This window comes from Sulfolobus sp. B1 (assembly GCF_007050195.1).
In the GTDB taxonomy this organism is placed as follows: domain Archaea; phylum Thermoproteota; class Thermoprotei_A; order Sulfolobales; family Sulfolobaceae; genus Saccharolobus.
The window spans coordinates 1-7,181 of sequence record NZ_QIMI01000088.1 but is presented as its reverse complement, the minus strand read 5'-3'; the positions used below and the strand labels follow the sequence as shown (position 1 = coordinate 7,181).

At 33.8% G+C, this 7,181-nt stretch carries 7 protein-coding genes and 1 pseudogene; 4 read left to right on the top strand and 4 right to left on the bottom strand.

The annotated features are described in order from the left end of the window. A pseudogene (locus tag DMP16_RS10995) lies at positions 1-94 on the top strand (hypothetical protein); the annotation flags it as partial. A gap of 109 nt (positions 95-203) precedes the next feature. Then, complete coding sequence (locus DMP16_RS06795) at positions 204-410, top strand: hypothetical protein (protein WP_143577009.1); 207 nt, start codon at positions 204-206, stop codon at positions 408-410. Positions 411-460: 50 nt separating this feature from the next. Here DMP16_RS06795 and DMP16_RS06790 read toward each other — a convergent pair whose 3' ends face one another. Both DMP16_RS06790 and DMP16_RS06785 read right to left on the bottom strand, forming a co-directional pair. Further along, positions 461-769 carry a hypothetical protein gene (locus DMP16_RS06790; RefSeq protein ID WP_069282271.1) on the bottom strand — a complete coding sequence of 103 codons (309 nt, stop codon included), beginning with the start codon at positions 767-769 and terminating at the stop codon, positions 461-463. Between the two features lie 52 nt (positions 770-821). Continuing rightward, positions 822-1,823 (bottom strand): CDC27 family protein, encoded by a 1,002-nt coding sequence (locus DMP16_RS06785; protein ID WP_231961224.1) that lies wholly within the window; start codon positions 1,821-1,823, stop codon positions 822-824. A gap of 66 nt (positions 1,824-1,889) precedes the next feature. Here DMP16_RS06785 and DMP16_RS06780 point away from each other — a divergent pair, with 66 nt between their 5' ends. Together DMP16_RS06780 and DMP16_RS06775 are read left to right on the top strand one after the other, a co-directional pair. Beyond that, positions 1,890-3,875: an acetate--CoA ligase gene (locus DMP16_RS06780; RefSeq protein WP_069282270.1), complete on the top strand. Its 1,986-nt coding sequence runs from the start codon at positions 1,890-1,892 to the stop codon at positions 3,873-3,875. Between the two features lie 43 nt (positions 3,876-3,918). Next, positions 3,919-4,074: an AbrB/MazE/SpoVT family DNA-binding domain-containing protein gene (locus DMP16_RS06775; RefSeq protein ID WP_069282269.1), complete on the top strand. Its 156-nt coding sequence runs from the start codon at positions 3,919-3,921 to the stop codon at positions 4,072-4,074. On the opposite strand, the gene DMP16_RS06770 is transcribed toward DMP16_RS06775, so the two are convergent. Together DMP16_RS06770 and DMP16_RS06765 are read right to left on the bottom strand one after the other, a co-directional pair. Continuing rightward, positions 4,071-5,006, bottom strand: coding sequence for a nucleoside hydrolase (locus tag DMP16_RS06770; RefSeq protein ID WP_069282268.1), 936 nt, complete (start codon positions 5,004-5,006; stop codon positions 4,071-4,073). The genes DMP16_RS06775 and DMP16_RS06770 overlap by 4 nt on opposite strands. Position 5,007: 1 nt before the next feature. Further along, on the bottom strand, positions 5,008-7,181 hold a 2,174-nt coding region (locus tag DMP16_RS06765), incomplete at its 5' end, for a leucine--tRNA ligase (RefSeq protein ID WP_143577008.1).

Genomic DNA, 7,181 nt, shown 5'->3' with positions numbered 1-7,181 from the left:
TAAAAATAAGGGTTTATTACCTTGGTCATTAGAAAAGATAAGCGAGAAAGATAAAGAAATGTATAATGAGATAATTAAGATTTTAAAATCATAATTTATTTAATTAATTCGATTAGATTTATCTATAAAATAACTTTATAGTAAACCAAGAAATAAATGTATGAAGTATATTTAGAGTAAAATATAAAAAGTAGGTGGGAAAAATGGTATTTATGAACTACTCAACTTCCACGTGGATTCTCATATTGGGTCCTCTTGCTGTGTTCTTAGTAATTACGGTTTGGGTGATCGAGTTATTGGCTAAAGCTCCACCATGGTATCCTGCTATTCCTATTGTTATTGGATTCGCGGTTGTGTTTTTAGCGTTAGGAGTATTAATAAGGGCTAAGCTAGGGAAAATCGTATTCTAGTCAGAGCATGAATGGGTCTTCACTTATCTGCTGTCCCATTTTTCTCATCATTATTCTTCTAAAAACTTATTTAGGAAGTCATCTACATATTGTTTTTCTCCGAATATTACTAAATCATCTATATTGTCATCATAATACTTTCTTACCTTATTTATCAAGTTTACCATGTTGAATATATCAAAATCTATAACTTCTCCCCCTTGAAGTTTATCGTCTTCATATACCGTAATTATCATATTCTTATATATGGAAAATCTAAATGCAGAAATTATTTTTCCATCCTCTACCTTTTTATAAACCATAACTAGCATTATTGGTTCGGTTATTCCGTGCCTAGTATATTCCGCGTGCTTTATCATGACATAATTATCGGTTAGTCGAAATTTTATTTTTATCACTAATAACTACCGACTACTTTTTGACATTAGCCTCTATGTACTTCTCGTAGTATTTTATGGAAAGTCTTAGATTAATTACTTCGTTTTCATAGTTGGCTAATTCAGCATATCCTCTGGCTAGAAATAAATAATCATTAATATTCTCAGCACACTTGATTGCCTCTTTTAAGAAATGAACCAATTTAGTTCTCTCGTATAGGTCATATAATATAGTCAATTTATCCTTGCTATCCTCTAACCCACTGATTCCATCTATTATTTCAGATATTAGATCGGAATATTTCTTAGATAACTTATATAAGACCCTTATTTTTCCTTTCTTGTCATTTAATTTGACGTATATATCAAGGGCTTTTCTTAAGTCATCTTCTTGTTCAGAAACACTTAAAACGTCAGCTAGAACTCTCTCATCACCTAGATTGTTAGCCAATTCCTTAGCCTTACCTAATAATTTAAAATCGTTATAATATTTAAATAAGATTGCATATGCTATTGCCAACTCCTCAGAAGGCATATCTAAACTTTCAAGAACTTTCTTAGCTTCTTCAACATATTTAATGTTCTCCGCACCTAGCTTTAGACAAACTTTTGCTAGTAATTTTTTTGACAAAACGTTAATTTCTCCCCTAGAGTTAGAGATGACATCTTTTAGAGTCTCATATGCCACATAGTAGTCTCCCTTGTTAAAATAGGCCAGAGACAAGTTATATAATATTACATTTTTATCGTCTTCCGGCAGCTTAAACTCATTAATTATCTCTTTAAATATATTTATTGCGCTATCATACTCTTCCTTTTCCAGATGAACTAACCCGAGTACGTTCATTGATTTATAATCTTTCTTAGGTAAATTTTTGGATAAATCTATTATCTTATCTAAAAATAGTTTATTCCTACTCTTTACGTAAAGATTATAGTATTCAGAAATTAACGTAGACAAAATTACGTTCCTTTTAGACGAACTTTTCTCCTTCTTAAACTCCTCCTCGAGCTTTATTATTCTCTCTATCTCCATTTTATTATTCTTTCATTATTACAAACCAGTTAAAATTTTTATTAGCTAAATTGCTAATAGGCTTAAATGTCATTAAATCCGCTATTCAAACCTAGAAATATTGCAGTTATTGGAGCTTCTAGAAATAAGGAAAAAGTAGGTAATGTTATATTTAGAAATTTAATTAGTACATTTAGAGGTAACGTTTATCCTATAAATAACAAGGCAGAAAGCGTTGAAGGTATAAAGGCTTACAAGAGTGTTAAAGAAATACATGAAGACATAGATCTAGGTATAATAGTAGTTCCTAGGGAATACGTAATTCCGGTAATGGAAGAGATGGTAGAGAAAGGCGTTAAAAGTGCCATTGTAATTACAGCCGGTTTTAGAGAAGTGGGTAGAGAAGGGGAGGAATTGGAGAAAAAATTGATTAGCATTGCCAGTAAGGGTGGAATTAGATTTCTAGGTCCTAATACTATGGGAATTATCTCACCGGATTATAATGCAACTTTTGCTTTTGGAGACGTTAGAAGAGGAAATATTGCGCTAATAGTTCAGAGTGGAGGAATAGGGGCATACATGCTAGACTGGGCTAGGAAGACTAGGACTGGCATAAGTTATCTAGTCAGTCTGGGAAATCAAGCTGATGTAAAGGAATATGAGGTAATAGAATATTTGTCGGAAGATCCAGAAACTAGAGCAATATTTGTTTACATTGAAGGAGTGTCTGATGGAAATAAATTCTTAGAGGTTTTACCAGAAGCATCTGAAAGAAAACCAATAGTATTCATAAAAGGTGGAGTAACTTCTAAAGGCTCTGAGGCAGTTAGCACTCATACTGGTAGCTTAGCCGGTTCTTATGAGGTATTTAGAGCTGCAGTTAAAACTATTGGAGGTATACTTGTAGAAGACCTAAGGGAATTTCTAAATTTGAGCAGAATATTATCAACTTCTGAACCAATAAGGCAAGAGATTTTGATAATAACTAACTCTGGAGGTCATGGAGTCTTGGCATCAGATGCAGTTGAAAGAAATCAGTTAACTCTAATAGACTTACCAGAGAGGATAAAGAGAGAATTAAGAAAAGTTTTACCTTTAACCAGCACAATAAGGAATCCATTAGATTTAACTGGTGATGCAGGCAGAGATAGGTACGTTAACGCTTTAAAGATAGTATCAGATTTAGATTGTACTAAGGTCGTAATAGCTGAAGCGTTACCTTTTTTGAGCACTACTGAAGTTGCTAAAGCATTATTACAGTTTAAGGGAAAGGGTATAATAGGAGTATTAATGGGCGAGGACGAAGATTTTTCTGCTAGGTTATTAGAAGGAGCTAACATACCATATTTTAGTTTCCCAGAGGATGCAATAAAATCGATTAAATACGTAACTATTAGACCTAAACCTAAGAAAAAGATTAGAATATCCCAACCAATAAGAGACGCTTACTACTTAATAAAAGATAAAAAATATCTAAAAGACTTTGAAGCTTTAAAACTAATGGAAATTTATGGGATTATGACACCTCAGTGGGGTGTTGCAGAATCTGAGGAGGATGCCCAAAAAATAGCTGATAATATAGGATATCCAGTAGTGATGAAGATCTCTCCGGACGAGCCAATGCATAAGACTGAAATGAAAGGAGTTATCATGAACGTGGAAAGAGACATGGTTAAGGACGTTTTTAAGAGATTATCATCTATTACGAAGAGGGTTTTAATTCAACAACAATTAACAGGGCTTGAAGCATACATTGGTGGTATTAAAGATCCAGTTTTTGGTCATACTGTCATCATAGGTAGTGGAGGAGTTTATGTTGAAGTCTTAAAGAACGTGAGTTATGGATTATCACCAATTGATGAAGAAGAAGCTATGGAAATGCTTGAGGAGAGCAAGGTATATCAAATGTTGACTACTAGGAAAAGAAATTATGACGTAGGTTCCTTAATTAGAGCAATTACTATAGTTTCAAGGCTTATCGTTGACTTAAATGTTAAGGAAATGGATATAAATCCAATTATAGTTAATGAAAAAGGTGCTTTTGCAGTCGATAGTAGGATTGTCTTTTCATAGCATTTGATAAAATATTTAAACCCTTTTTTACTAATACATTTTTATGGCAGTAGAAGAAGTTGTAAAGGTTTCTCGCAACTATCAAGTCACAATACCGGCAAAAGTTAGGCAGAAGTTCCAGATTAAAGAAGGAGATTTAGTAAAGGTAATTTACGATGAAAATGAAGGAGTAGTTAAGATACAAGTTCTTAAAACTTAAAACCAGTTAAGTAAGTCATAGATTTTTTCCATAAATCTATTTTTATCTATTTCATATATTATTTCTGCATTAGGGCTATCAGACCAACTAGTGTCTGCATCAAATCTATCAACCAGAGTCATTCCCCTAGTATAACCATCCGTATTATCGATTACTACGTATCTTTTCTCTTTCCTTGTAGCTATTGTACTATCTATAGCAATTGCTGTAGTAATTGCATCAGGATGAGGGTGACCATTAATCCTTTGAACTGAAGAAGAATATTCTCTGTAATGCTTATACATTGACACATATAATCTGCTCATCTTCGTGTTCATCTTATTTATTCTATCCCATTCCTCATTAGTCACTGGATAATTAATTATAACATCCCATGGTACCATAGTAATATCGAATCCAGCGTTAAAAACTATTTTAGCAGCATCTGGATCAACCCAAATATTGAATTCAGCTACTGGTGTTATATTTCCTATACTATAAACTGAACCCCCCATTATCCACACCTTCTTAATCTTATCTACAATTGAATTATCTAGCAGGTATGCCAATGCTAAGTTCGTGAGTGGAGAAATTGCTAAGAACTCTAGCTCACCACTAAATCTATCCGCTAACTCAGTGATCGCAAGCGCAGCATGCTTATTTTGGGCCTTTAGTCTCTGCGGCTTAGCAATAATATCTCCAATTCCTCCCTTACCATGCACTTTTTCAACTGTCATAAAGTTTTTTATTAAGGGTTTTCTTGATCCAGGGAAAACTGGTATATCTTTATCTATTTGCTCCAAGGCCCATAGGGCATTTGATACTTCTTGTTCAAAAGAAATATTTCCTTCAACTATCGTTATACCTTCAACATTCACTCCATTCTTTATCAGCATATATAAGCTTAATATATCATCCTCCGCTGTATCACAATCTATAATAAAATGTCTCATGCTAGAATACAATTACTGATGGAATTAAAGGTATCGCTTGAGCCTTCTTACCCTTTATGTCTGGCGTATCTGGCTGACTAGAATCATAAACTACTATCTCACTAACTTTTAACTTCTTTAGAATATAGTTCATATTTCTATATATTATTTCTTCTTCATTTATATTGGTGCTATATATTAAATCCCTTATAGGTTTATCAAGCTTGGATAGAGTTACGTAAAGCTTTTCACTAGCCTTCTCGTTTTGCCCAACCTCTGATACAAATTCTCTCATCGGTATTCCCTTATCAATATATTCGATTACCTTCTTAATTAGCATCTTTCCCCTAGGGCTATTGTCAACATATATTATTACCCTATCTGCCTTTTTACCTAAGATATCCTCTAACTCTCTTACATTCTCTACGATCTGATTCAAATAGTTAACTTCAAATAATGCCTCAGGATAGCTTTGAACTTCTTGCTCAGTGGGATATTTTTCTAATGATACAAACGAATCTGAGATCTTACTCCACAATTCTTCAGCAGTATGCGGAACGAATGGAGACAGAGCTCTTATCCATACAGATAAAACCTTATAAATCACCTCATCATTAGGTACTTCAACCATATCAAAGTAATCTTTAAGTGCATTATAGATATCGTAGAGAATTATGTTAGCCGCTTTTCTTATCTCGAAGTTTTCCATAGCCTGGTTAAGTGAGGATATTAAGCTTCTTAACTTCGATAACAGCCACTTATCAGGTATTCTCAGTTCTTTTAATCCGCTCTTGACTGACAAGAGAGTACTAATTAGATCATATAACCTCTTCAACTGCTCAGCATAAGATGTCACCTGGTTCACGTTGAAGTCTAGATCTTGAGACAAATCGGTATTACAAGCTAAAGAAACCCTGACCGGATCGACTCCAAACTCCTTTATAGCCTTAGATAAAGGATATATGTTCCTTAAACTCTTACTCATTTTCCTACCTCCCACTCTAACGAAACCGTTAGTAACGATCCTTCTCGGTAAGTATCTCTCTCCCAAGATCGCTAAATGATTATAGATGTAAAATGGGATATGATTCTGTATTAAATCCCTACCCGTATGTCTTTGATCAACAGGATACCAATACATGAACTCCTTCCTAAGACCCTCAATATCTGAAGACGGGTTACCTTTACCTAAAAATATATAATCGAATATCTCGTCGTTAGGCATAAAGTTCATCTTGTGGATTACGGTATATAGCAAAGTATATAACGTAGAGTCACTTAGACTTTCTACTATTTGAGACTCATCCCAAGGTAACCTAGCACCTAATCCTCTTGACCTGCTTATAGCTTCTCTCCTAGTGTTAAAGATTATCTTTTCAACTTCTCTCTTCATCTCTTTCGGAACAAAATCGATGTTACCTAATACCTTTATTGTATTGGACTTCCATTTAGGATTATCATATGTGATGAACCATTGCTTATCAACTTTCTTTAGAACTATTTCAGTACCACATCTACAATAGATTGGGCCATTACTTATCTCGAATATAGTATCATACGAGTCCAGCATCTTAAGTAGCTCTATCGTAGTTCTTCTAGCTTCTTGTACACTTTTGTTCACAATCTTTTCTCTTACAAATTGCTTTAAAAAGTCAGGAACTATTGATAATACTTCTTCTCGTACGTATCCCTTATAGTATTCGGTTCTGTAAATACTTTCAACGAAATCTTTCAATTCAGCTGGATCTCTAGTTTGAACTACTATTTCCTCAGCTGGGATCTCTCCTAATCCTTCAGTAATTATAATTGGTATTACGTCTAAGTTTTTATTAGATTCGACCAAGGCTAGATAGTGGAAAGGATCATGAGCTGGATATCCCATAACAACACCAGTTCCTAAAGAGGGATCAACGTACTTACTAGGAACTACTTCAATCCTCTTTCTAGTCACTGGATTGATTGCACTTAATTTTAAAATATCGTGAACAGCTATGTCGTTAACGAGTTTCATTTCCTTCTGATAGGATAACTTTAAATAAGTTTTTTCAGATATAATGAACCTTTTGTTTCTATACTCTACTACAACATATTTAGATTCTGGGTTAATGATTAACATCACTACTCCAAATATTAATTCGGGTCTTGAAGTAGCGACCATAAAGTTATAACCTTGCTCACCTTCAAACATTATTACTG

Bases quoted from the DNA above. Each gene is read 5' to 3' on its own strand.
- DMP16_RS06795 (WP_143577009.1), top strand. From the start codon at position 204: ATGGTATTTATGAACTACTCAACTTCCACGTGGATTCTCATATTGGGT.
- DMP16_RS06790 (WP_069282271.1), bottom strand. From the start codon at position 769: ATGATAAAGCACGCGGAATATACTAGGCACGGAATAACCGAACCAATA.
- DMP16_RS06785 (WP_231961224.1), bottom strand. From the start codon at position 1,823: ATGGAGATAGAGAGAATAATAAAGCTCGAGGAGGAGTTTAAGAAGGAG.
- DMP16_RS06780 (WP_069282270.1), top strand. From the start codon at position 1,890: ATGTCATTAAATCCGCTATTCAAACCTAGAAATATTGCAGTTATTGGA.
- DMP16_RS06775 (WP_069282269.1), top strand. From the start codon at position 3,919: ATGGCAGTAGAAGAAGTTGTAAAGGTTTCTCGCAACTATCAAGTCACA.
- DMP16_RS06770 (WP_069282268.1), bottom strand. From the start codon at position 5,006: ATGAGACATTTTATTATAGATTGTGATACAGCGGAGGATGATATATTA.